20 protein-coding genes are annotated in these 21,094 nt (G+C 66.7%); 9 read left to right on the top strand and 11 right to left on the bottom strand.

Going from position 1 to position 21,094, the window contains the following annotated elements; all coding sequences use genetic code 11:
- Positions 1-378: 378 nt before the first annotated feature.
- Positions 379-756, bottom strand: coding sequence for a hypothetical protein (locus TEP_RS01155; RefSeq protein ID WP_240790609.1), 378 nt, complete (start codon positions 754-756; stop codon positions 379-381).
- 326 nt (positions 757-1,082) lie between these two features.
- Here TEP_RS01155 and TEP_RS01150 point away from each other — a divergent pair, with 326 nt between their 5' ends.
- A complete protein-coding gene (locus tag TEP_RS01150; protein ID WP_132823794.1) occupies positions 1,083-2,849 on the top strand; it encodes a S8 family serine peptidase in 1,767 nt (588 codons plus the stop codon).
- Positions 2,849-3,430 (top strand): DNA breaking-rejoining protein, encoded by a 582-nt coding sequence (locus TEP_RS01145; RefSeq protein ID WP_132823792.1) that lies wholly within the window; start codon positions 2,849-2,851, stop codon positions 3,428-3,430. The genes TEP_RS01150 and TEP_RS01145 overlap by 1 nt, the downstream gene beginning before the upstream one ends.
- 286 nt (positions 3,431-3,716) lie before the next feature.
- Here TEP_RS01145 and TEP_RS01140 read toward each other — a convergent pair whose 3' ends face one another.
- From TEP_RS01140 to cyoA, 5 genes are all read right to left on the bottom strand, one after another.
- Complete coding sequence (locus tag TEP_RS01140) at positions 3,717-4,403, bottom strand: SCO family protein (protein ID WP_132823790.1); 687 nt, start codon at positions 4,401-4,403, stop codon at positions 3,717-3,719.
- A 114-nt stretch (positions 4,404-4,517) separates the two neighbouring features.
- A complete protein-coding gene (gene cyoD / locus TEP_RS01135; RefSeq protein WP_025877422.1) occupies positions 4,518-4,850 on the bottom strand; it encodes a cytochrome o ubiquinol oxidase subunit IV in 333 nt (110 codons plus the stop codon).
- A 1-nt stretch (position 4,851) separates the two neighbouring features.
- Positions 4,852-5,487 (bottom strand): cytochrome o ubiquinol oxidase subunit III, encoded by a 636-nt coding sequence (cyoC, locus tag TEP_RS01130; RefSeq protein ID WP_132823788.1) that lies wholly within the window; start codon positions 5,485-5,487, stop codon positions 4,852-4,854.
- Positions 5,484-7,460 carry a cytochrome o ubiquinol oxidase subunit I gene (gene cyoB, locus TEP_RS01125; RefSeq protein WP_132823786.1) on the bottom strand — a complete coding sequence of 659 codons (1,977 nt, stop codon included), beginning with the start codon at positions 7,458-7,460 and terminating at the stop codon, positions 5,484-5,486. Before cyoB ends, cyoC begins: the two co-directional genes overlap by 4 nt.
- 5 nt (positions 7,461-7,465) lie before the next feature.
- Positions 7,466-8,371, bottom strand: a complete 906-nt coding sequence (gene cyoA, locus TEP_RS01120) for a ubiquinol oxidase subunit II (RefSeq protein WP_025877429.1) — start codon at positions 8,369-8,371, stop codon at positions 7,466-7,468.
- 181 nt (positions 8,372-8,552) lie between these two features.
- Here cyoA and TEP_RS01115 point away from each other — a divergent pair, with 181 nt between their 5' ends.
- The 4 genes from TEP_RS01115 (at position 8,553) to TEP_RS01100 (ending at position 12,441) form a co-directional block, all read left to right on the top strand.
- A complete protein-coding gene (locus tag TEP_RS01115) occupies positions 8,553-9,968 on the top strand; it encodes a PLP-dependent aminotransferase family protein (RefSeq protein ID WP_132823784.1) in 1,416 nt (471 codons plus the stop codon).
- Between the two features lie 71 nt (positions 9,969-10,039).
- Positions 10,040-10,300, top strand: coding sequence for a hypothetical protein (locus TEP_RS01110; RefSeq protein WP_025877432.1), 261 nt, complete (start codon positions 10,040-10,042; stop codon positions 10,298-10,300).
- Positions 10,300-10,902, top strand: coding sequence for a DUF6436 domain-containing protein (locus TEP_RS01105; RefSeq protein WP_132823782.1), 603 nt, complete (start codon positions 10,300-10,302; stop codon positions 10,900-10,902). Before TEP_RS01110 ends, TEP_RS01105 begins: the two co-directional genes overlap by 1 nt.
- Before the next feature lie 9 nt (positions 10,903-10,911).
- Positions 10,912-12,441 carry a PLP-dependent aminotransferase family protein gene (locus TEP_RS01100; protein WP_132823780.1) on the top strand — a complete coding sequence of 510 codons (1,530 nt, stop codon included), beginning with the start codon at positions 10,912-10,914 and terminating at the stop codon, positions 12,439-12,441.
- Positions 12,442-12,489: 48 nt separating this feature from the next.
- On the opposite strand, the gene TEP_RS01095 is transcribed toward TEP_RS01100, so the two are convergent.
- The 4 genes from TEP_RS01095 to TEP_RS01080 all read right to left on the bottom strand — a co-directional run bounded on the left by TEP_RS01095 (position 12,490) and on the right by TEP_RS01080 (position 16,942).
- Positions 12,490-13,791 (bottom strand): aminotransferase class V-fold PLP-dependent enzyme, encoded by a 1,302-nt coding sequence (locus tag TEP_RS01095; RefSeq protein WP_132823778.1) that lies wholly within the window; start codon positions 13,789-13,791, stop codon positions 12,490-12,492.
- Entirely contained in the window at positions 13,791-16,196 is a 2,406-nt protein-coding gene (locus TEP_RS01090; protein ID WP_132823776.1) for a TonB-dependent receptor, read from the bottom strand. Before TEP_RS01090 ends, TEP_RS01095 begins: the two co-directional genes overlap by 1 nt.
- Positions 16,197-16,340: 144 nt before the next feature.
- Positions 16,341-16,724, bottom strand: coding sequence for a hypothetical protein (locus TEP_RS01085; protein ID WP_132823774.1), 384 nt, complete (start codon positions 16,722-16,724; stop codon positions 16,341-16,343).
- Positions 16,718-16,942, bottom strand: coding sequence for a hypothetical protein (locus TEP_RS01080; RefSeq protein ID WP_132823772.1), 225 nt, complete (start codon positions 16,940-16,942; stop codon positions 16,718-16,720). The genes TEP_RS01085 and TEP_RS01080 overlap by 7 nt, the downstream gene beginning before the upstream one ends.
- On the opposite strand from TEP_RS01080, the gene TEP_RS01075 reads away from it, so the two are divergent.
- The 3 genes from TEP_RS01075 (at position 16,911) to TEP_RS01065 (ending at position 19,630) form a co-directional block, all read left to right on the top strand.
- Positions 16,911-17,738 carry an AraC family transcriptional regulator gene (locus TEP_RS01075; RefSeq protein ID WP_132823770.1) on the top strand — a complete coding sequence of 276 codons (828 nt, stop codon included), beginning with the start codon at positions 16,911-16,913 and terminating at the stop codon, positions 17,736-17,738. The genes TEP_RS01080 and TEP_RS01075 overlap by 32 nt on opposite strands.
- A gap of 16 nt (positions 17,739-17,754) precedes the next feature.
- The gene (locus tag TEP_RS01070) at positions 17,755-18,840 is read left to right on the top strand and encodes an alpha/beta fold hydrolase (protein WP_132823768.1); all 1,086 of its coding nucleotides are present in this window, start codon (positions 17,755-17,757) and stop codon (positions 18,838-18,840) included.
- Positions 18,841-18,958: 118 nt separating this feature from the next.
- On the top strand, positions 18,959-19,630 hold the full coding sequence (locus TEP_RS01065) for a VOC family protein (RefSeq protein ID WP_132823766.1): 672 nt from the start codon (positions 18,959-18,961) through the stop codon (positions 19,628-19,630).
- 1 nt (position 19,631) lies between these two features.
- On the opposite strand, the gene TEP_RS01060 is transcribed toward TEP_RS01065, so the two are convergent.
- The gene (locus tag TEP_RS01060) at positions 19,632-21,044 is read right to left on the bottom strand and encodes a TPM domain-containing protein (RefSeq protein ID WP_240790607.1); all 1,413 of its coding nucleotides are present in this window, start codon (positions 21,042-21,044) and stop codon (positions 19,632-19,634) included.
- Positions 21,045-21,094: the final 50 nt, after the last annotated feature.

Below are 21,094 nucleotides of genomic sequence, written 5' to 3'. Positions count from 1 at the left end.
TAGTAGCACAGGGGGGCGGGAGGGGGTGCGATGATCTGGGCATCGGATGGCCTCGACGCTATGGCGATGCCCAATGCGAAGTCCGCACGACGTGGCCAGTGCCACCCAGCTCCACCGACCACGCCTCGATATGGGGCAGGAATGGATTTTCGTACCACAGCCGTTCCACGCAGGTACCACTGCATGGGGTGCTGGCATAGCGGGAAAACCGTTGTCCACGCGGCTCTGTGACATCGGGTGCGCCCAGCGCATCGATGACCGCCTCTCGACGGTCCCCGGGCTGCAGGGAAGCGATGCCGCGCTCGGCCAGGATGGAAGTAGCCAAGCATCCCCCCACGTAAAACACGGCTGCCATCGCCAACAGCCACGCCAGGTTCTTCACGTCTGCGCCTCCGCATCCAGCTCCATGACAGCGTCCGGTATCTCATGGAATGGCAGCATGGTCTCGAAGCCGAATTCGTGTTCCATGCTGATGCGGACCAGGCCGCCAATGGCGAACCAGCTGGTATTGGCGTGCACATCAATGCCATGCCAACCGCCCCCGGCCAGCAGATCCAGCGTCTGCGCCCGGGGCATCTTTGTCTTCTCCTCCCGCAGCAACGCGCGGCGGTGCCGTTTCATCAGCAGGCGCAGCTGCTTCACCGTTGTGATGTTGAATGCGCTGAGCTCCGGCAGCAGCTCGGCGATGTCGGCGTCGGTCCAGTAATCGTGGCGACGGTGATACATCGACAGCACCACCTTGCGGATGGTGGCCACGGTGAGTGGGGCCAGATCGGCGCGGGCGCGGGCATTGGGGCGTTTCATCCAGTGTCCTCCGGGGAGCCCGGGCATGGTGGCATGGCGGTTGGGTTCCGGTGCGGGTGGATTGTGCCAACCAAGGTTGGCACCTACCGGGGCACCTACCAGAGCGGCGCAGTCGTCATTACACGGCGGCATAAGTGTTTGTGACGTATTTGGCACATCCGCACATCGACTGCGTGAAGAGGTAGGGGGGTGTTCGTTGTGTCGCGTTTGGCTCGTTGCGATGGGGCAGATCCGCCCCGCCGTCCTGCCATGCCGATTCACAACAGAAGGATTCGTGTATGAAGCGACACACGCAACGCTCCGCGCCACCGCGCTCTGCGCGCCTGGCCCTGGCCACTGCCCTGGTGCTGGGCAGCCTGGCCGTTACCGCACAGGCGCAACAGGCCGACCCACTGGCCGGTATCCAGTGGCATCTGCTCAATACCGGGCAGACGGTGCCGGCCGATACGCTACCGGTGGCCGGCAATGATCTCAATGTCGATGGCCTGTTCCGCAATGGCATCCGTGGCCAAGGCGTGGTGATCGGCATCGTCGATGACGGCCTGCAGATCGCCCACCCGGACCTGGCCGCGAACGTGGCGGCGGTAGCGGGCAAGAACTTCGCCAACGGCTCCAACAATCCCACGCCGTCCAATCCCGATGCCGACAACCACGGCACGATGGTGGGCGGCATCGCCGGTGCAGCGGGCGCCAACAACCTGGGCGTGCGTGGCGTGGCCCCGGCGGCAACGCTGAAGGGCTTCAACGTGCTGGCCTCCAATGCGCAGGGCAACCAGCAGAGCAACATCGAATACGCCTGGTGGGATGGCGCCGAGTCGGCCGATGTGCAGGTGTTCAACAACAGCTGGGGCGCTGGCCCGGGCAACCCCAACCTGCCCGTGGCCTACAGCCAGAACACGGTGAGTTCGTACGAGCAGGCACTGTCGGGCACGCGCGGTGGCCGCGGTGGCATCTACGTGAAGTCGGCCGGCAACAACTTCAACAATGCCTCGATCAGCCAGACCCAGGACGTCTGCACCACCGATACCAAGAACCGCAACACCGGCTGTGTGCCGGCCGGCCGCGATCCACGCAACAACCTGTTCAACGTGATCACCGTGGGTGCAGTGCGCGCCGATGGCGTGCGTTCGTCGTACTCGTCCACCGGTTCGGCACTGTGGGTGTCGGCCTTTGGTGGCGAGTACGGCCTGCAGGCGCAGTACGCCCCGAACCTGGTGGCACGTGCGTACGACCCGGCCATCGTCACCACCGACGTGACCGGCTGCACGCAGGGCAGCAACAAGAACACCAACCGCCAGAACACGCTGGACAGCAACCTGTCGGCGATCGACAGCACCTGCAACTACACCGCGAAGATGAACGGTACGTCGGCGTCGGCGCCGATGGTGTCGGGCGTGGCGGCGCTGGTGCTGGAGGCCAACCCGAACCTGTCCTACCGCGATGTGAAGTACATCCTCGCCACCACGGCCACACGCAACCATCCGAACCAGCCGGCGGTGACCCTGGCCGACGGCCGCACGCTGGTGCCGGGCTGGACGGTGAATGCAGCCAACCGCGCTTACAGCAACTGGTACGGCTTCGGTGTGGTCAACGCGGCGCGCGCCGTGCAGGTCGCCGAGAACTTCCAGTCGCTGGGCCCGCTGCTGGATACGGGCTGGCGCACCACCACGCGCACGGTGGCCATCGGCAACACCTCCGCCGCCGCCGCGCGGTTGACCTTCCAGCTGGCCAATGGCGCACGCAACATCGAGTCGGTGCAGCTGGGCTTCCGGGTGAACCACAGCAATACCCGCCAGCTGCAGTTCGTGCTTGTTTCGCCCAGTGGTACGCGCAGCGTGGTGCAGCCGGCCTTCACCGCCATCGGTTCGGGTACCAATGGCGTGCAGCGCAACTTCACCAACTGGGATCTGCTGTCCAGCAATGCCTTCCTGGATGAAAGTGCCACCGGCACCTGGACGCTGGAAGTGACCGACATGGGGCAGGCCGCGAATGCTGCATCGCGCGGCAACCTCGAATTTTTCAAGATCCGCGTTCTGGGGCACTGATGATGAAAACGACCATTCTGTTGAGCACGCTCGCCTTCGCGGCGATGACCTCTCCTGCCTGGGCACAGAGCTCGGGGCAGACCCCACCGGCACGGAGCCTGTCCACCGTGGATGCGCAGGAACTGAAAGCCTCCGCCACCGGCCGCTCGTTCGACGTGGGCGGCGCGCGTTTCCAGCTGTCCCCATCGGCCACCGTAAAGCAGGCCGCTGGCGGTCAGTTCACGATCACCCCGCAGGCGGCGGCGGCCACGACCAGCGCGCGCAGCAAGCGTTCGCTGGATGGCGCAGCAGCAGGCGGCGCTGATGCCGGCGCCGGCAAGTTCGCCGCGGCGGTGTCCAACGATGGTGCGCCGGTGGTGGCGACCTCGCGGGTGAAGGTGTTCTTTGCCGATGCGGCATCTGCACAGCGCGCGGCGAAGGCCACGGGTGGCACCGTGGTGAAGGTGTCCAAGGCCGCCGGCCTGGCCATCGTCGAGTACCCATCGGTGAACGCGGCGCTGGATGCAAGCACCCGGCTGCTGTCGACTGCGGGCGTGCGTGCGGCCGAGCCGGACGTGGTGCAGTGGGAAGAGAAGAAGTGATCCAGGGCGTTGCGTGATGGCCCCGGCCGGTTGGTTCTCCTGGCCGGCCGGGGGATTGGCGAGCGGGAGGGCGTGCCGACCAACGGTCGGCACCCACCACAATCCAATGGCACCCACCAGAATCCAATGGCATCCACCAGATTCCAATGGCATCCACCAGAATCCCAACGGTCGGCATGCACCAGATTCCCAATGTCGGCACCCGCCAGAATCTGGATGTCGGCACCCACCCGATTCATTCATTGCGTGTCGACCAGGGTCGACACCTGCCAGGGCGATGCGTCGTTCAGCGGGCGGCGACGCTCGCGCTGTGCGGCAGCTTGCACGCCGCCAATGCTTCACTGCCTGCGGCCGGGTGTTCCGGCTCCAGCAGCAACCGCTGCACGTCCGAGAACAGCTGCTCCACCGGCATGCCGTAGGGTGCGAACAGGCGCAGGCGGCCCTGTCGGTCGAACACGTAGCCGCCGGCGATGTGGCTCATCGTGTAGGTGCCCGGCAGCTGTCCGGGCTCTTTCTCGTAGAACGCCTTGAAGTCACTGGCCATCGCCGAGAGCTGTGCCTCGTCACCGACCAGTGCCATCGCCTTCGGGTCGAACGCGTGCACATAGGTGTGCGCGACTTCGGGGGTATCGCGCGCCGGATCGACGCTGACGAACACCACCTGCAGCTGGTCGGCATCCTTGCCCATCAGGTGCTTGACCTGGCTCAGTTCGACCATCGTGGTCGGGCACACGTCCGGGCAGCTGGTGAAGCCGAAGAACAGGTAGGTCACCTGCCCCTGCAGGTCCTTCGGGCCACGCAGGGTGCCGGCACTGTCGGGCATGGTCCAGTGCTGGCCCAGCTCTTCGCAGGCGATGTTCCTGGAATGGAAATCCATGCGCGACTGCGCGCTGCAGCCGGCCAGCAGGCCGAGTGCGAGGCCTGCGGCAAGCAGCGGCAGGCGCAGGGAACGAACAACGGAAGCAACACGCATCACGGGTACCACCAACACGAGGTGGGCGCGGTCTCGGTCAGGCCTGCCCTGGGGGGAGAGAGGGCTGAGGTGCCAGGGCGATCGCGCACTCCTTGCCGATCGCCCCGGCCACGGTCAGTTGATCATCATGTGGTAGTGCATGCTCCAGATGATCCAGATCGACAACGCGACCACGATGAACAGGATCACCAAGGTGAACACGAAGCTGGCGAGGTTCCAGCCACCTTCGGATTTGCGGTCCATGTGCAGGAAGTACACCAGCTGCACCAGGATCTGCGCGACCGCGAAGCCGACCAGCAGGAACAGCGTGACCGGCCGCGACAGCACCGGGTTCATCACCAGCGCGAACGGCACCACCGTCAGCAGCGCGCACAGTACGAAGCCGATCAGGTAGGACTTGGTGGAACCGTGCGCATTGCCGGCGCGCGAGGTTTCGACGTGGGCCATGTCAGAAGGCTCCGATCAGGTAGACGAAGGTGAAGACGCAGATCCACACCAGGTCCAGGAAGTGCCAGAACAGGCTCAGGCAGGACACGCGGGTGATGTTGGTCGGGGTAAGGCCGCGGCGATACACCTGGTGCATCACCACCGCCATCCAGATCAGGCCGCTGGCCACGTGCAGGCCGTGGGTGGCAACCAGGGCGAAGAACGCCGACAGGTAGGCACTGGTGCTGGGACCGGCACCTTCATGGATGAGGTGCGAGAACTCGTACAGCTCCATGCCGATGAACGAGGCACCGAGCACGAAGGTCACGCCCAGCCAGCGCAGCACCGCCGCCTTGTCCAGGCGGTGCATGGCCAGCACAGCCTGGCCATAGGTGATGCTGGACACCAGCAGGATGAAGGTCTCGGCCATCACGAACGGCAGCGAGAACAGTTCCTTGCCGGTCGGGCCGCCGGCGTAGGCGGTGCTGAGCACCGCGTACGAGGCGAACAGCGAGCCGAACAGCACCAGGTCGGACATGAGGTACACCCACATGCCGAACACCTTCATGCCGCCCTGTTCGTGGGCGTGATCGTGCGCGTGATGGTCGTCGTGGGCCAGCACATCGCTGTCCAGTTGCGGACGGGTCAACAGGTTCATGCGCCTGCCTCCTGCAGCTTGGCGTGGTTGGCCGCTTCGGTACGCGCCACCTCTTCGGAGCTGACGTAGTAATCCACGTCCTCGTTGTAGGAGCGCGCGATCAGGGTGACGATCATCGCGATGAAGCTGGCACCGGCCATCCACCAGATGTGCCACACCAGGGCGAAGCACAGCACCAGGATCCAGACGTTGAGGATCAGCGGCACACCGGTGTTCTTCGGCATGTGGATCGGTGCGTACTTCTTCGGCGGCGGCGGCAGGCCACGCTTCTTCGCTTCGTGGAAGGCGTCCAGCTCATCGGCCTTGGGCACCACGGCGAAGTTGTAGAACGGCGGCGGCGACGGCGTGGCCCATTCCAGCGTGCGTGCATTCCACGGGTCGCCGGTGAGGTCGAGGTTGCGCTTGCGGTCGCGCACGCTGACGTAGATCTGCACCAGCATCAGGATGATGCCCGCGAACACGAACAGCGCACCGATGAAGGCGGCGATCAGGTACGGCGTCCACGCCGGGTTGTCGTACTGGTTCATGCGCCGGGTCATGCCCATGAAGCCCAGCATGTACAGCGGCATGAAGGCCAGGTAGAAGCCGATCACCCAGCAGGCGAAGGACCACTTGCCCAGGCGCTCGTTGAGGGTGAAGCCGAACACCTTCGGGAACCAGTAGACGAAGCCGGCCAGGTAGCCGAACAGCGCACCGCCGATGATGGTGTTGTGGAAGTGCGCGACCAGGAACAGGCTGTTGTGCAGCAGGAAGTCCGCGCCCGGGATGGCCAGCAGCACGCCGGTCATGCCACCGATGGTGAAGGTGACCAGGAAGGCGATGGTCCACAGCATCGGCACGCTGAACTCCACGCGGCCGCCGTACATGGTGAACAGCCAGGTGAAGATTTTCACGCCGGTGGGGATGGCGATGATCATCGTCATGATGCCGAAGAAGGCATTGACGCTGGCACCGGAGCCCATGGTGAAGAAGTGGTGCAGCCAGACGATGAAGGACAGGATGCCGATCGCCAGGGTGGCGCCGACCATCGACTTGTAGCCGAACAGCTTCTTGCGCGAGAACGTGGCGGTCACTTCAGAGAAGATGCCGAACGCCGGCAGCACCAGGATGTACACCTCCGGGTGGCCCCAGGCCCACACCAGGTTCACGTACATCATCGGGTTGCCACCCAACGTGTTGGTGTAGAAGTTGAAGTCCAGGTAGCGGTCCAGGGTGAGCGCACCCAGGGCTACGGTCAGGATCGGGAAGGCGGCGATGATGATCACGCTGGTGACCAGCACGGTCCAGGTGAACACCGGCATCTTCATCAGGGTCATGCCCGGCGCACGCATGCGCAGGATGGTGATGAACAGGTTGACGCCGGTCAGCAACGTACCGATGCCGGAGGCCTGCAACGCCCAGATGTAGTAATCGACACCGACCCCGGGACTGAACTCGATGCCCGACAGCGGCGGATAGGCGACCCAGCCGGTCATCGCGAATTCGCCAACACCCAGCGAGATCATCATCAGCGCAGCGCCGACCACGAAGATCCAGAAGCTGAAGGCGTTGAGGAACGGAAACGCCATGTCGCGCGCACCGATCTGCAGCGGCACGATGATGTTCATCAGGCCGACCACGAACGGGGTGGCCACGAAGAAGATCATGATCACGCCGTGCGCGGTGAAGATCTGGTCGTAGTGTTCCGGTGGCAGGAAGCCATCGCTGCCCGGCCCGGCCGCCGCCAGCTGTGCGCGCATCATCAGTGCATCGGCGAAGCCGCGCACCAGCATGACCAGCGCGACGACCACGTACATGATGCCGATCTTCTTGTGGTCCACCGTGGTGAACCAGTCGCGCCAGAGCACGCCCCACAGTTTGAAATAGCTCACCGCGCCGAGCAGCGCGAGGCCGCCCAGCACCATGGCCGCCAACGTGAACACGACGATCGGCTCGTGCAGCGGCACGGCCTCCCACGTCAATTTACCCAACATGTTCGTTACTCCTGGGAAACCTGGGCACCGCCGGCAGCGCCCGCCGGGGTTGCAGCAGCGGTGTTCTCACCGACGCCGATGAACTGGTCGATGACCTTCTTGAACAGCAGCGGTTCGACGCTGGAGAAGTGCTGCACCGGCGCGTTCTTCGACGGTGCGGCCAGCGCCTTGAACTGCTCGAAGCTGAGCGCATCCGGTGCGCTGCGCACCTCGGCCACCCAGCGATCGAAGTCTTCGTTGCTGCTGGCGGTGGCGATGAACTTCATGTTCGAGAAGCCATGGCCGCTGTAGTTGCCGGACATGCCACGGAACTGGCCGGGCTCGTTGGCGATCAGGTGCAGCTGCGTGCGCATGCCGGCCATCGCGTAGATCTGCCCGCCCAGCTGCGGGATGAAGAAGGTGTTCATCGTCGAGTTGGAGGTGATGTTGAACGCCAGTGCGCGGTTGGCCGGGAAGTTGAGCTGGTTGACGGTGGCGATGCCCAGGTCCGGGTACACGAACACCCACTTCCAGTCGGTGGCGATCACGTCCACGTGCAGCGGTTCGCCGGCCACGTCCAGCGGCTTGTACGGATCGAGCTCGTGGGTGGACTTCCACACGATCACCGCCAGCACCGCGATGATCAGCAACGGCACGCCCCAGACCACCACTTCCACCTTGGTGGAGTGCGACCAGTCCGGCGTGTACTTCGCCTTGGTATTGCCGGCGCGGAAGCGCCAGGCGAACACGAAGGTCAGCACGATGGCCGGCACGACGACGATCAGCATCAGGCCGATGCAGATCAGGATCAGGTCGCGCTGTGCGATCCCGACCATGCCCTTCGAATCCAGCAGCACCCAATCGCAGCCCGTCAGGGCGATGCAGGCCAGGGCGACCAGCGCCAGGCGGATGCGGTTCCAGCAGATATTCATTGGTGGTCAACCCTGTTGAAGATGCGCTTGACCGGCTCGCCTGCGCGCAGCGCCCGGGCGTGGAGCGGCTACACTGTGGGTACGAGGTCGCCTACAAACAGGCGAACCACTCCAATCAAGCCCATACAAGATACAGCATTGTATGGACTTGTGCATCTGCACGTATGGAAAAATCCGACCGATGACGCCTCCTGCTGCCGGCCGCCGCCTGAAACACCCCAACCGGACCTGGGTCCGCCCCTTCCGTGAGGGCGCAGGACCGCTGTACCTGCAGATCGCCCAGCAGGTGCGCGAAGCGGTGGACGATGGCGTGCTGCGGCCGGGCGATCGCCTGCCGCCGCAGCGCGACCTGGCCCAGCAGGTGGGGGTGGACCTGACCACGGTCACCCGCGCCTTCGCCGAACTGCGCCAGGCCGGCCTGCTGGATGCGCAGGGCGCCGGCGGCACCTTCATCGCGATGTCCGCCGGCAACCGCAGCACCTCGGTCGACCTGAGCATGAACATCCCGCCGCTGCTGGGCAGCGCGCCGTTCGCACAGGGCATGGAGGCCGGTTTCCAGCATCTGGGCCAGCAGCTGGGCCAGGGCGAGCTGATGAGCTACCACGTCGGTGCCGGCAGCCGCGACGACCGCGCTGCGGCCGTGCAATGGCTGGCGCCGGTGCTCGGCCCGGTGGGCGCCGACCGGGTGGTGATCTGCCCCGGCGCGCAGACTGCGCTGTGCGCACTGATTCTGGCCCGTACCCAGCCGGGCGAACTGATCGCTGCCGAGCAACTGACCTATCCGGGCCTGCTGGCCGCTGCGCGCGTGCTGCAGCGCGGCGTGGTGCCGGTGGCGATGGATGCTGAGGGCATGCTGCCCGATGCCCTGGACGAAGCCTGCCAGCTGCGCCGGCCGCGCCTGCTGTACCTGGTGCCGACCATCCAGAACCCGACCACGGCGACGATGTCGGCGCAGCGCCGGCAGGCCCTGCTGGCGGTGGCACGGCGCCACGAACTGACCGTGGTCGAGGACGATCCCTACTGGCTGCTGGCCGGCGATGCCGCGCCGCCGCTGGCCGCGCTGGCCGACGGTGGCTGCCCGGTCTACTACATCTCCACCCTGTCCAAGTGCCTGGCCCCCGGCCTGCGCACGGCCTACCTGGTGGTGCCGGGCGGCGAGCCGATGGAGCCGGTGCTCGACGCCCTGCGTGCGATCGCGCTGATGCCCACCCAGTCGATGGTGGCCGTGGCCTCGCACTGGATCCGCACCGGCCAGGCGCAGGCGATGGTGCAGCGCTTCCAGCAGGAACTGCGCGAGCGCCAGGCCATTGCTGCCCGCTACCTGCCCGCCCGCCGCCAGGCCCACCCGGCCGGCCTGCATGTGTGGCTGCCGTTGCCGCCGCGGTTGGACCAGTACCGGCTGATCCAGGCGGCACAGGAACAGGGCCTTGGCATTGCCAGCTCCGACGCCTTCAGCGTGGAAGAACCGCCACCGGGCAACGCCATCCGCCTGTCGCTGGGCGGTGCGGTGGACCAGGAGGCACTGGCCGGTGCGCTGGCCAAGCTGAACGAGATCCTGTCCGAGGCGCCCGACGCGCGGCATTCGGCGATCGTCTGAGCCATCCCGTGGGCCATACCCATACAAGATGATATCTTGTATGCAATGTATGGACGGAGGATGTGCCGCAGATGGCCGCCGACAAACTGAAGTTCCACTTGGTGATGGCTGGCTGCGGCGGGTTCGTCGTGCTGATGCTGGCCGCCCTGGCGTGGGTCTGCCTGCAACCGCAGACCGTGGATGTGCAGGCCGCCGAGCGCCACGCCATTGAACAGTGCCTGCAACGCAGCGAGGACGCGGCGCGCAGCGAGATCCAGCGCCGCGCCCAGGCCGACTCCTGCCGCGAGATGCGCAAGCAGTACGTGCACAAGTTCGGCGCGGACGGCTCCTGATGGGCGCAGCTGCACCGCGCCCACGCCGTTCGATGCTGCCGGTGATGATCGCCCTCGCCTGCCTGTTCATGGCCGGCGTGGCGGCGGCACTGTGGCAGTACTTCGGCTATGGCGAGCAGTCCACGTTTGCCGAACAGGCCATCGTCTTCAATGACTCGCAGCTGCGGTTGCCGGCGGAACTGGCCGGCGACACCGGCCGCATCCGCGTGGTGCATTTCTGGGACCCGGCCTGCAGCGTGTGCAACCGCGAAACCGGTGCGCACCTGAGCTACCTGATCAGCATGTATCGCCGCGCCGGCATCGACTTCTATGCGATCCGCCGCCCCGGCACCCGGGGTGAACTGCCCGAGCCGCTGCGCAGCAAGGTGATCACCCTGCCGACCATTGACGGCATCGGGAACATTCCAGCCAGCCCGGCGGTGGCGATCTGGGACCGCCAGGGCCACCTGGCCTATGCCGGCCCGTACAGCATCGGCATGGTCTGCAATTCGGCCAACAGCTTCGTCGAACCGTTGCTGGACAAACTGGTGCGCGGGGAAACCGTGCGCCCGAAAGGACTGCTTGCCGTGGGCTGCTACTGCCCCTGGCAGGCCCAGCGCTGAGGACGCGCGATGACATTACCGACGCTGGCCGGCGCAGCCGCCACACACAACAACGGCGGTCACCTGTCCGAACCGACCGATGGTTATGGACAGGCTCCCGCCGTTGGAAGCAACGATACGCCCCGACATCCTCCGTACATGCCGCGACCCGATGTCGCAGGGCCTGGCATTGCAGGGCTGGGCTGGGTGCAGGACGTGCACGTGCACAGCGGCCCGATCTACCTGCGCATCGTCAACACGCTGGAACGCACCATCAATCGCGGTGGCCTTGCCCCCGGGCAACGGCTGCCCTCGCAGCGCGCGCTGGCGCAGCAGCTCGGCGTGGATCTGACCACGGTGACCCGCGCCTTCGATGAAGCACGCAAGCGTGGACTGATCGAAGCACGCGGTCCACAGGGCAGCTTCATCGCGCCGCCCAAGGCGGGCTTTGACCAGGCCGTCGATCTCAGCATGAACGTGCCACCGGTACCCGACGCCGATGCACTGGCGGAAATGCTGCGTCGAGGCGCAGCGGCGGTGCTTGCGCGCAGCAATGCGCCGAACCTGATGACCTATCACCTGGGTGGTGGCAACCCGACCGACCGCCACGCGGCGGCGCGCTGGCTGCAGCCGATGCTGGGCACGGTGGACGACGCACGCCTGCTGCTGACCGAAGGCGCGCAGGTGGCACTGGCGGCGATCCTGCTCAGCCAGGGTCGCGAGGGCGATGCGATCCTCTGCGATCGGCTGGTGTATCCGGGCCTGCTGCAGGCGGCCGCCGCACTGGGACGGCGGCTGGTCACGGTGGAGGGCGACGAACACGGCATGTGCCCGGAGGCGCTGGCCCGCCGGGCGCGGGAATGTGGCGCGCGCCTGGTCTACCTCAACCCCACCTGCCAGAACCCGACGGCGCTGACCGTGCCCACCACGCGGCGCGAAGCGTTGGCGCGGGTGCTGGAGCGCGACGGCCTGCTGGCGATCGAGGACGATCCGTACTGGCACCTGGCCGTCACCGCGCCCATTGCGCTGGCGACGCTGGCACCGCGACACGTGTTCCATGTGGCCACGCTTTCAAAGGTGATCAGCCCCGGCCTGCGTACCGCGTTCGTGCAATGCCCAAGTGCCGCCCACGCCGAGGCGATGGCCACCGCACTGCGTGCCACGCGGTTGATGGGCCATCCGCTGGTCTCTGCGCTGGCCAGCCAGCTGCTGCTGGATGGCTCGGCGCAGGCGCTGCTGGCGCAGGTGCGCGAGGAAGCGCGCGAGCGCACGCGGATGGCGCGGTATCTGCTGGCGCCCTCATTGCTGGAGCGCGCCGATGGCCTGCATGCGTGGTGCCGGGTGCCAGCGCCGTGGACCGACGCCACGCTCGTGCGTACGGCGCAGCTGCAGGGCCTGGCGATCGCGCCTTCATCGGCGTTCTGTCCGCCGGGCGCGCCATTCGCGAGCGGGGTGCGGCTGTCGTTGGGATTGGCTGCGGACCGGCGGCAACTGGAAAACGCGCTGCGGCGGATCGACCGGTTGTTGTTGTCCGATGCGTTGCCGGCGATAGAACGGTAGCGCCGGGCTATGCCCGGCGAAACTCGGCACCCACCAGATCGGCGGAGATCAGGCCAGCGCGGCCAACGCCTGCACCAGCGCATCCATCTGCGCGGGGCGGGTGAACACCGATGGTGTCACCCGCACGCAGGCGCCGGAGTCCAGGCCATCGCGATGGGTGGTGAATATCCGATGTTCATCCAGCAGCCGTTTCTGCAGCGCCAGGTTGTCTTCCACCGAGGCATGGCCACGCAGGCGGAAGCTGGCCAGTGCACTGGCCAGCGCCGGATCCGGCGACGACAGCACCTCGATATGCGCCATCTGCCGCGCCGCCACCGTCCAACGCTCACGCAGGTAGCGCAGCCGCGCCTGCTTGTTCGCTGCGCCGATGCGCTGATGCAGCGCGATGGCCTCCGGCAGCGCCAGATAGGCGGCGAAGTTGACCGTGCCGGTGTGCACGCGACTGCCCACGCGGCCGTCGTCGGTCTCGCCCATGTACGGATCCAGGTCGGCCACGCGTCCTTTGCGCACGTACATCGCGCCCACGCCCACCGGTGCGCCGATCCACTTGTGCAGGTTGATGCCAACGAAATCGGCCTTCAGGTCCGGCACCGCGTAGTCGATCTGGCCAAAGCCATGTGCGGCATCGACAATCACGTCGATGCCGCGCGCCCGCGCACGCTCGGCGAGCTCGGCCACCGGCAGCACCAGCCCATGGCGGTGGCTGACCTGGGTCAGCAGTACCAGTTTCAGGCGCGGCAGGCGCGCGAACGCCTCATCGTAGGCCTGCAGGATCTGCTCATGGGTGGGCACCACCGGCAGTGCGATGCGCTCGACCTGCACGCCACGACGCTGCTGCAACCAGCGCATCGCGTTGATCATGCTGTCGTAGTCGATGTCGGCGTACAGCACCTGGTCGCCCGCGGCCAACCGGTTGTAGCCACCGATCAGCGCGAGCATCGCTTCGGTGGCGCCACGGGTCAGCGCGATTTCGTCGGCGCCGACGCCAAGCATGTCGGCCACCTGCCGATGCACGGCCAGGTACTGCGCCGGGAACGCGTGGCGACCGTACCAGGCATTGCCCCGGTTCACGTCCGCGGTATGCCGCTGGTAGCTGGCCAGGGTCTGCTTGCCCATCGCGCCCCAGTAGCCGTTCTCCAGATGGTTCACTTCATCGGTGATGTCGAAGTGGCTGGCGACGGCGGACCAGTACGACTCGTCACGGGCCAGCACATCCGGCGTCGTGGTAGGTGCAGGAATGTCCATCGGCACAGCGTAGCGCGCGGCTGCCATGGCAGGCAGTGAAGACAGCGCCGCAGCGGCCGGCAGCAGCGCGCCGGCACGCAGCAGGGAGCGGCGGCTGCGGTCCATCAGAAGCTCAGCCGGTACTGCGCGTACACGTTGGCACCATCGGTGTCGTACGGCGCGTTGCGCGAATAGATCAGGCCACGGCTGGCCTGGAAGGTGGCTTCGTCCGGGTAGCGGTCGAACACGTTGTCGGCGCCCACGCGCAGGCTGTGGTGTTCGTTGATGCGATAGCCCACGGCCAGGTCGAGGAAGGTCATCGCACCGAACTGCTGGTAGATATCGCCGGTGGCATTGCCCGTAGAGTCGGTCCACTTGCCGTAATAGCGCAGGCGAGCCATCAACGACCACGCGCCGACGTCCCAGCTGCCGGTGAAGCTGCCCTTGTGCTCGGGCAGGCGGTCTTCGAACAGCACGCGCTGGGTCTCGTTGGTGGCCACCGAGGTGCTGCCGTTGTCGACGCGGGTCTGGTTGTAGTTGTAAGCCAGGGTCAGCGTCATCCGCCCTGCGCCGAGGTCGCGCAGGTAGTTGCCGACCACATCCACGCCGGTGGTGGTGGTGTCGAAATCGTTGGTGAAGTAGTTCACCGAGGTGTAGCCCAGCGGGTTCGGCGTGCCGGCCGGAATGGCGAAGCTGGCCGACTGGCTGAAGCGGTCGCTGAGCGTGATCCGGTAGACATCGACCGACCCGGACAGGCCCAGGTCGGTGCGCCAGGTCAGGCCCAGCGAGGCCGTGCGCGATTCTTCCGGGGTGAGCGGCTTGGCACCCAGCAGCTGCGCCAACGGATCGCTGGGCGACAGGCGGCCGCTGGTGAAGATCTGCAGCGTGCGCGTGTCCAGGCCCTGGGTGGTGCTGGTGGTGCTGAGCTGGGCCGGCGTGGGCGCGCGGAAGCCGGTGGAGAGCGTGCCGCGCAGCGCCACGTCCGGGGTGATCGCAAAACGTGCCGACAGCTTGCCATCCACCGTGCTGCCGAAGCTGGAAAAGTCTTCATAGCGACCGGCCGCGCCGATGCTCCAGCGCTCGCCCAGCGGCACTTCCATGTCCACGTAGGCGGCCTTGCTGCGCTGGCTCCACTGCCCGGCCTGGCTGGCCGAGAAGCCCGGCGCGCCGTTGGAATTGGCTTCCAGGCCCGCCGCAGCGCCACGACCCACCGCATACGAGGCCGGGTCGCCGGCGCGCACCTGGTAGGTCTCCTGGCGGAACTCGGCACCGAAGGCGACGTTGATCGGCTTCGACAGCGCAGCCACGTCCCATTCGTAGTTGAAGTCCGCATTGGCGTTCTTCTCGGTCTGGGTCAGCCGGCCGAGGTCGAAGGAGGTCGGGCTGTCCGGGCCCAGCGAGGCGTTGATGGAGTTGTCCAGGCTGTAGTCGATGGCATTGCGGCCATACGAGGCGCTCAGGTCCCAGCGCAGCTTGGGCGTGATCTCACCCCGCAGGCCCGCGACCAGCTGCAGGTCGTTCTGGGTGTTGCCGTACTGCGGGCTGAAGCCCACCGGATACAGCGAGCGCAGGTTCCAGCCCGGGAAGATGCTGGTCGTACGGTACGCGCCGGTGGTGGTATCGGGGTTGCGCCAGTTGAAATCGCTGACGCCGTCGCTGTGGCTGTACAGGCCGAAGGCATACAACTCCAGGGTGTCGCTGGCATTGGCCTTCAGGTTGAAGCCCAGGCGGCGGTTTTCCAGCTCCGGCTGGCCCCAGCGCTGCACCGGGTTGGGCACCTGCAGTTCGGGATGCGCGGCCTGGAAGGCGATGGCGTCCGGACGCTGGCGGGTGCGCGAGGTCGCGTCGGAGTTCGACGATTCGGCGAACAGGGCCAGGCTGCCGTAGTCTCCCAGCGCCCAGCCGGTGCGCGCACTGAAGTCGCGCGAGCCGCCATCGCCCTGCGCGTACTGCGAATAGCCGGCGGTGATCTCGGTGCCGGGGCTGTCTTCCAGGATGATGTTGATGACGCCGGCAATGGCATCCGAGCCGTACTGCGCCGACGCACCATCGCGCAGCACTTCGATGCGCTTGATCGCACTGGTCGGAATCTGCGCCAGGTCGGCGGCCTGTGCGCCGCGGTTGCCAAGCAGGGCACTGCGATGGAAGCGGCGGCCGTTGACCAGCACCAGCGTCTGGTCCGGCGACAGGCCACGCAGCGTGGCCGGACGCACGAACACCTGGCCATCGGCCATCGGCAGGCGCTGTACGACGAACGACGGCACCAGCTGCGCCAGCACGTCCTTCAGGTCGGTGGAGTCGACCGACTGGATGTCCTGCTTGGTGAACACGTCCACCGGCGCCAGGGTTTCAAACTGGGTGCGGTTGGAGGCACGGGTACCGGTGACCAGCATCGCGTCAAGCTGGGTGGGTGCGGTGTGGCTGCCACTGCTGCTGGTGCCTGCCGTTCCGGCATCTGCTGCGATCGCGCCTCCTGCGCTGACCAGACCAAGGGCGAGGAAGATGGAACGCGACAGCTTCGAACGATGCACGGCGGAACTCCGGGAAGGCACGACAGGGCCAGGTGGGACCTGGACAAGGCGCGCAGTCTCGGGCTGCGATGTGAAGCAGCGATGACGTGGAGACGACAGTTGCGACCGCTGGAGGTGCAGCCGCCGCCCATGCCGGGCTCTGTGCTATCCGGCAGTGTCGTCGTCGAAGCCGAAGACGGCGGGCCGCGCCGTCCGCAGCGGGATGAACAGCGCGATCGCGAAAACGAACAGGAAAGGCGCGGAGAGGATGGCGGTGTCCTCGGTTCCGAAGGCAATCAGGTTCACCTGCAGTTGGCCGATCCACTCAAGGTCCATGAGCACCAGCACAAGGCCACCGATGGTCGGGCACGGCAGGCCGCCATGGCCTGCCATCAACAACGTGGGCGCCAGCAGTGCTGCCAGCAATGAGAACATCACACGGTACAGCCAGGGGTCCCCGCGCCAGCGCGGTGCCCGCCGCCACATGAGCACCAGCAGCGCCAGTGGCAGCAGCGCCGGCAGCAGGGCAATCGCAATGATCATCACCATGCGGCGATCTGCGCGGTCTGGCTGATAGCGGTGACTTCCGGCATGTCCCTGGCCTCGATCGTGTCCATGAAGATCGCATTGTTGCCGGTGCAACGGCAAACGCAAAGCCCCGCCACCGCAAGAACTGCTAAGCGCCCCACCCGTCGATCCATTACGCTGCCCGGCATTCGAACAAGGAACAGCGCGATGAGCGCGGCAGGCAAAGCGTTGTGGTACATCGAAAGCCATGCGGACAAGCCGCTGGCGCTGGCCGGCATCGCGGCTGCCGCCGGTCTGTCACCGTTCCACCTGTCGCGCCTGTTCCAGGCCCGCACGGGTACGTCGGTGGTGCGCTACCTGCGCGCACGGCGCCTGACCGCCGCTGCGCAGCAGCTGGCCAACGGTGCCGGCGACATCCTGCAGGTGGCGTTGGCGGCGGGCTACAGCACGCATGCCGCGTTCACCCGAGCCTTCTGTGAGCAGTTCGGGCAGACCCCGGAGCGCGTGCGCGAGCGCGGTCTGGCGGAGCTGTCGCTGGTGCACGCGATCCGCCTCGACGATGCACCGCAGGCTTGCAGCGAGGCGCCCAGGCTGATCGACTGCACGCCGTTCCAGGTGGCCGGCATCGGCATGCGCCACACCCGCGACAGCGGTGGTGCGATTCCCGGGCAGTGGGCACAGCTCAATCGCGAATGGCCAACGCCGGCACCGGTCAGTTTCGGTGTGTGCTGCAACAGCGACGACGAGGGTGGTTTCGATTACATCGCCGCGCTGCCGGTGAACGCCCTGTCGTCGGTACCGGCACACTGGCAGCGGGTGGATGTGCCTGCGCGCCGTTACCTTGTGGCCTGGCATGGCGGCCATATCTCCACCATCCGCTCGACCTGGTTCTGGCTGCTGGACCAGTACCTGCCCGCCAACCACCTCAGCCTTGCCAACGCGCCGGACCTTGAACGCTACGACACCCGCTTCGACGAGCATACCGGCCATGGCGGCGTGGAGATCTGGCTGCCGGTCGATCACCGTCCTGACTGACCCGGAGAAACCGATGATGCGCGCGACACGATGGATGCTGACCCTGCTGCTGGCTGCTCTGGCGCCGATGGCGATGGCGATGGCGGCCACTCCCAACATTGCCGGCGAACGTCATGGCGTGACAACGCTGAACAGCGCAGCGATCCGCGATGCTGCTCGGCGCGACGTACTGCGCTTCACCGTGTGGTACCCGGCAATGGCAGGCAGCGAAGAAACGCCGCTGACCATCGGGCCACCGGATGCGCCGCTGTTCGAGGTGGGGCGCGCGGCGAAGGATGCCCCCATTGCCGGCGGGCGCCTGCCAACCCTGTTGCTGTCGCATGGCAATGGCGGCACCGCGCGCATGATGGGGTGGCTGGGCACTGCGCTTGCGCGTGCGGGCTACCTGGTGATCGCCGTGGACCACCCCGGCAACAACGGCGCCGATGAGATGACGCTGGCCGGCAGCGTGCTGACCTGGCTGCGCGCCGACGACCTGAAGGCCGCGCTGGCCGCAGTAAAAGCCGACCCGGATCTGGGGCCACACATTGATGCGTCGCGGCTGGGCGTGGTCGGCTATTCCGCCGGTGGCTTCACCGCACTGCTGAGCGCCGGCGCACGGCCGGACATGACGCGGTTGCTGGCGTTCTGCCAGGCGCACCCGGACGATGGCGTGTGCAGGCCGCAGCAGGAAGCGGCCGCGCATACGATGGCGGCGCGTCTTGCTGCGGCGGCGTCACCGCAACTGCAACCGTATGTGCAGCAGGCACAGGATGATCGTTCGATTGCCGGCGTGCGCGCGGTGTTCGTGCTGGCGCCCGCCATCGTGCAGGCGTTTGCACCGGAGCAGCTGAAGGCGTTGCGGCAGCCGGTGATGATCGTGCTGGGTTCAGCGGATGAAGTGGCGCCGCCAGCGACCAACGGTGATGTGGCGGCGGCACTGATTCCGAAAGCAACGCTGCACGCGCTGCCGGGTGTCGGCCACTACGACTTCCTGTCCGGGTGCACGCCGCTGGCGAAGGAGCGGCTGCAGGCGCTGTGCGTGACGACGGTGCCGAAGGAACAGACGCATGGTGTGGTGGTGGAAGATGCGGTGCGCTTTTTCGGCGAGGCACTGCGGTAGACGCTGTCGAGCACGGTTTGAGGTCCCGACTGGCAACAACGATTCGTTGCACAGGTGATGACGCGGCGCAAAGGTGCGCGGGACTACACTGCCCCCAGCGCTCCACGGAGGATCGATCATGCGCCTGCTGCATCTTTCTCTGCCGGTATCCGATGTTGCCAGCGTCGCCGCGTACTTCCGCGACGTGCTGCAGCTGGAGGTGGCCGGCGACCAGGTCCGCATTGGCTGGAGCACGATCCAGCTGCAACCAGCGAATGGCCGTCCGGTAGGCGGCGTGCACCTGGCCTTCAATGTGCCGGACAACCGCTTCGCCGACGCCATGAGCTGGCTGCGTGCACGCACGCCGTTGCAATGCAATCCGGAAGGACTGGATTACTTCGCACTGGAAAGCAGCTGGCAGTCGCAGTCGGTGTATTTCACCGGACCCGATGGCCTGATCCTGGAACTGATCGGCCGCAGGCGCTTGCCGGCCAGCGACCGCACTGGCGCCTTCCATGGCAGCGAACTGACCTGCCTGAGCGAGGTTGGCCTGCCGAGCCATGATGTCGATGCAGTGCGTGAACAGGCCAGCCAACGCTTCGGCCTGCGGCCGATCAGCCCGCCGTCGCCCCAGTTCGCGCCGATGGGTGATGACGAGGGTCTGTTGATCGTGGTCGCTGCCGATCGCCGTTGGTTCCCCGAGCAGAAGGACCTGCCCAACGCGCAGGGCCTGCAGCTGCAGGTGGCCGATGTGAGCGGCAGCGGCGAACTGCACGATGCCGCGCTGGGCTGGCGGGTGCAGACGGCCTGAGTTACCAGCTGCCCGAGGCGCCACCGCCACCGCTGCGGCCGCCACCACCGGACCAGTCGCTGGAACTGCTGGAGGACGCACTGGACGACGAGGTGCTGGACGAGGAGCGGTAGCCTCTGGACGACCCCCGGCCGCCGCGGGCTTTTTCGCCGGGCAGCAGAGTGAACACCCAGATGAAGTACAGGAACAGCGTGCCCATGCTGGACACGATCGTCGCCAGCACGCGGGCGTTCTCGTCGCCGGCACGGTCGATGGCCAGCAGCGCGCCCAGCGCATAACCACCGGTCAGCAGCACCAGCACCACCAAGCGGATGGCGAAGCTGTTGCGGTTCTTCCGCCAGCGCGCGCGACCGGCCTGCACCAGGAAGAACACCAGCATGGCGGCGATGCCGACTGCGAGGTTCAGCAGCGTGTGCAGCGCAAGGCTGGGCGGCAACTGGCCGCGCACCAGCATCACCGCGAAGAAGCCGATGCTGACGGCCAGCATGCCGTACAGCACGATGCGCACGCCGCGGCTGCGATGCCAGCACCAGCCCAGCAGCGTCGCCACCGGTACAGCGGGCACCATCACGAAGAACAGAACCGGCAGCACGGGGCGCGGCAGCAGCAGCGACGCAGAAAGCCCCCCCGCGGCGATCACCGCCGTCACCAGCAGCGGCCTTCCCCACGCAGGCAATGTCAGCCACGTTGACCTGGGCATCGCCGCATTGGCTGCCAGTGCCTTGCGCCGCCGCTCGCGGCGATTACCGATGAAATCAGCTTCGGTCCTGGTCGCCAGCAGACGTGGTGGCGATCGCCACAAACCAGCCAGGAAGCCCGCCAGCAACGTCAGCGCGACGACTGAATCCCCCGTGCGCCAGTCCGCGGGCAACACGTTGCGTGCCGATGGATCTTCCCAGGGCGGCAATTGCTCGCCGTCGACCAGCGCAACCAGCACGTGGGTGCCGTCCAGCACGCCCTGGTCCAGGTCTCCCTCGCGCAGCCGCGGCAAGATTGCCTTGTCGATGATGCGCGCGGCATAGGCATCGGGAATGGTGCCTTCCAGGCCATAGCCGGTCTGGATGCGTACACGCCGATCCTGCACCGCCACCAGCAGCAGCACGCCATCATCGACGCCGGCGCGGCCCAGCTGCCATTGGTCGAAGACCCGCTGCGCATAGGCTTCGATGCCTTCCTCGCCAACGCTGGGCACCACCAGCACCTGCAGCTGCGCGCCCTTGCGTGCCTGCAGCTGCAATGCCTGCTCGCGCAGCGCGGCGCGGGTGCTGGCGGACAGCGCATTGGCGGTGTCCACCACCGGGTCATTCAACGCTGGGACCGGGGCTGCCGCCAGCGCCAGCAGCGGCAGCAGGCAGAGCAGCAGTGCAAGCCACGCCCACGGCCTGGCAACGCGCGCCTGCGGCACCGGGCTCATGGGGCATCCGCGCTCTGCACGTGCAGCGCACGACGTGGGGCCGGCCCGTT

The sequence above is a fragment of the Stenotrophomonas sp. TEPEL genome (assembly GCF_004348785.1).
Taxonomy (GTDB): Bacteria; Pseudomonadota; Gammaproteobacteria; order Xanthomonadales; family Xanthomonadaceae; genus Stenotrophomonas; species Stenotrophomonas indicatrix.
Note: the sequence above shows the minus strand (reverse complement) of the source record. Positions and strands in the feature narration are given on the sequence as shown.

Coding starts and splice junctions, on each gene's coding strand:
- TEP_RS01070 (WP_132823768.1), top strand. CDS start 17,755: ATGCGCGCGACACGATGGATGCTGACCCTGCTGCTGGCTGCTCTGGCG.
- TEP_RS01075 (WP_132823770.1), top strand. CDS start 16,911: ATGAGCGCGGCAGGCAAAGCGTTGTGGTACATCGAAAGCCATGCGGAC.
- TEP_RS01085 (WP_132823774.1), bottom strand. CDS start 16,724: ATGGTGATGATCATTGCGATTGCCCTGCTGCCGGCGCTGCTGCCACTG.
- cyoB (WP_132823786.1), bottom strand. CDS start 7,460: ATGTTGGGTAAATTGACGTGGGAGGCCGTGCCGCTGCACGAGCCGATC.
- TEP_RS01105 (WP_132823782.1), top strand. CDS start 10,300: ATGGGCGCAGCTGCACCGCGCCCACGCCGTTCGATGCTGCCGGTGATG.
- TEP_RS01115 (WP_132823784.1), top strand. CDS start 8,553: ATGACGCCTCCTGCTGCCGGCCGCCGCCTGAAACACCCCAACCGGACC.
- cyoC (WP_132823788.1), bottom strand. CDS start 5,487: ATGAACCTGTTGACCCGTCCGCAACTGGACAGCGATGTGCTGGCCCAC.
- TEP_RS01150 (WP_132823794.1), top strand. CDS start 1,083: ATGAAGCGACACACGCAACGCTCCGCGCCACCGCGCTCTGCGCGCCTG.
- TEP_RS01095 (WP_132823778.1), bottom strand. CDS start 13,791: ATGGACCGCAGCCGCCGCTCCCTGCTGCGTGCCGGCGCGCTGCTGCCG.
- TEP_RS01060 (WP_240790607.1), bottom strand. CDS start 21,044: ATGAGCCCGGTGCCGCAGGCGCGCGTTGCCAGGCCGTGGGCGTGGCTT.
- cyoD (WP_025877422.1), bottom strand. CDS start 4,850: ATGGCCCACGTCGAAACCTCGCGCGCCGGCAATGCGCACGGTTCCACC.
- TEP_RS01140 (WP_132823790.1), bottom strand. CDS start 4,403: ATGCGTGTTGCTTCCGTTGTTCGTTCCCTGCGCCTGCCGCTGCTTGCC.
- TEP_RS01100 (WP_132823780.1), top strand. CDS start 10,912: ATGACATTACCGACGCTGGCCGGCGCAGCCGCCACACACAACAACGGC.
- TEP_RS01080 (WP_132823772.1), bottom strand. CDS start 16,942: ATGTACCACAACGCTTTGCCTGCCGCGCTCATCGCGCTGTTCCTTGTT.
- TEP_RS01065 (WP_132823766.1), top strand. CDS start 18,959: ATGCGCCTGCTGCATCTTTCTCTGCCGGTATCCGATGTTGCCAGCGTC.
- TEP_RS01145 (WP_132823792.1), top strand. CDS start 2,849: ATGATGAAAACGACCATTCTGTTGAGCACGCTCGCCTTCGCGGCGATG.
- cyoA (WP_025877429.1), bottom strand. CDS start 8,371: ATGAATATCTGCTGGAACCGCATCCGCCTGGCGCTGGTCGCCCTGGCC.
- TEP_RS01110 (WP_025877432.1), top strand. CDS start 10,040: ATGGCCGCCGACAAACTGAAGTTCCACTTGGTGATGGCTGGCTGCGGC.